The sequence below is a fragment of the Thiolinea disciformis DSM 14473 genome (assembly GCF_000371925.1).
In the GTDB taxonomy this organism is placed as follows: domain Bacteria; phylum Pseudomonadota; class Gammaproteobacteria; order Thiotrichales; family Thiotrichaceae; genus Thiolinea; species Thiolinea disciformis.
In genome coordinates, this window is sequence record NZ_AQVE01000061.1 from 1 (window position 1) to 1,862 (window position 1,862).

At 37.2% G+C, this 1,862-nt stretch carries 1 protein-coding gene; it reads left to right on the forward strand.

Annotated elements, in window-relative coordinates:
• The first annotated feature begins 1,130 nt into the window (after positions 1 to 1,130).
• A complete protein-coding gene (locus A3IE_RS0119350; RefSeq protein WP_020397258.1) occupies positions 1,131 to 1,604 on the forward strand; it encodes a hypothetical protein in 474 nt (157 codons plus the stop codon).
• The last annotated feature ends 258 nt before the right edge of the window (positions 1,605 to 1,862 follow it).

Consider the following 1,862-nt stretch of genomic DNA (forward strand, 5'->3'; position numbering starts at 1 on the left):
ACACGGATGGCCTGTTACAGCTAGAAAGCAGCAACACCAGCTATGTCCCACAAGCCACCTATTTCTATGATGATGCGGCTAAGCCGGTGGCGGTGCTGTATGCCGCAAATGGGCCTTACAACGCCAACGCTCAAGATAAAAATGTGTTGCCGGTATTCGTGATAAAAGATATGTAGAGACCAAGGAAGAGTGTATGGGCAGATGTAAAGCTGGGGTTGGTTTTGTAGGTTCAATCGCTACAGTACCTATTCGTGCTCCTGCAGCAGCAATAGCCGCAGTCCTAGGCCTGACATTTGGAACAGATGCATTTTGTGAAAATACGGTATGCTCTGGAAAAAAATAAACATTATCCCAATGGTCTAGTTAATTTTACATAGCTATTTTTAAAAATTAGTAATAAAGATTTTTGAAAGATTAAAATTAAAATCTGCTATTAAGGAAAACCAATGCCCCCGCTTACTAATTTATTGATTATGATGCCCATTACTATATTAGGTATTTTTACTAAATCTTATTTAGAACAACACTATCACTTAAGCTCAATACAAGCTTTTGCTATCATAGCGCCTATTTATATTCTGATTACAGGTGGATTATTTATGCTTTTTAGAAAAAAGTGAATTCCAAAAAACTCACCTTCAACATATAATTTTCCATAATCCCTTTATTTGCTAATCATACCTTGATGTCCCTACGAGATTAAAGATGAGTATAGTGTGCCTGCCTATAAATTTGGTCGATCCCCAACATATTGGTAGCTAGGTGTCCGTTAATACTGAATGCCACGAATCCAATGAAAGCTGACTTATATAGTAAATCCCTAATTAAGAGCTACGAATGACTTGATCGATAGCGTCCAGCAAAGATAGACCGTGTTCGCGGCGTAATAACACTGGAAGTAAGTTGAGGGGAATAAGGGGGTAAATACATCAACACCTAGTCATACTGCTGAGCAATGGCAGGAATACGTACTCCTTGATAAAAAGCGGCATTATCGAGGAGGTACATGAGTCTAACCATGGGATAGGGGATCATCGTAACCCGCATCAGCATCAATTTATTTATGATGGGCGCAATTGGATTCGCGAGGGTGGCAATGGGCTTACTTTTGTTCGTTAGTGGTAGAAAAAATGGATATTTGTTTTGATATAATCATTCCAACATTGGATTCCGGCAAGAGTTTTTCATTCTATGAAGAGTTAGTAGACTGGGGAGGAGAATATTTCCCACAGGATCCTCCTAAATATGTAGCAAATAATAAGTTGATTTTTAAAAAAACACCTATTCCTAGTTACATGGTAAATTTTCTACCTAAAGAAGAACAGTATTTTAATTGGAATTACCTTTCCTTTTATGGTGAAGATCTAAGAGCGTGGGAGTATAGTATTAATGAAAAAACTATTGAAATAGTAAAAAATGATTTAAAAACGTTTCTACTGGCTTTGACGACTGAGCTTGAAAAATGGGTTGTTATTTTTAGTATTAATTGCGATCAAATCGATGATATCCTTCAATTAAATTCCATTGAATTGATAAATCAAATAGAAAGTAATTTAAATTGGAATAAAGAACCAAGGGGATTTATTTCATGGTCTAATGGATAACCTGAATTATTAGACCTCCTGCGAAATTCAAAAATTGAGCAATTTCATTTTTCTGCTAAAGTTTGCCCTGTATAGTGCTTATACCCAACACCGGTCAAAATTTAGCCCATAGAACTGCTTAAAAAATGACTTTCGCAGGAAGCCTATTGATGATCAAATCAGTCCATAATATTTGAACGCCTCTAGCTCCTGTGCACTCACCAGCGCATCGATAGTCTGATTACTCAGTTTGGCAAGATTCAATGCCCCCGTGTAACG

Coding starts and splice junctions, on each gene's coding strand:
- A3IE_RS0119350 (WP_020397258.1), top strand. CDS start 1,131: ATGGATATTTGTTTTGATATAATCATTCCAACATTGGATTCCGGCAAG.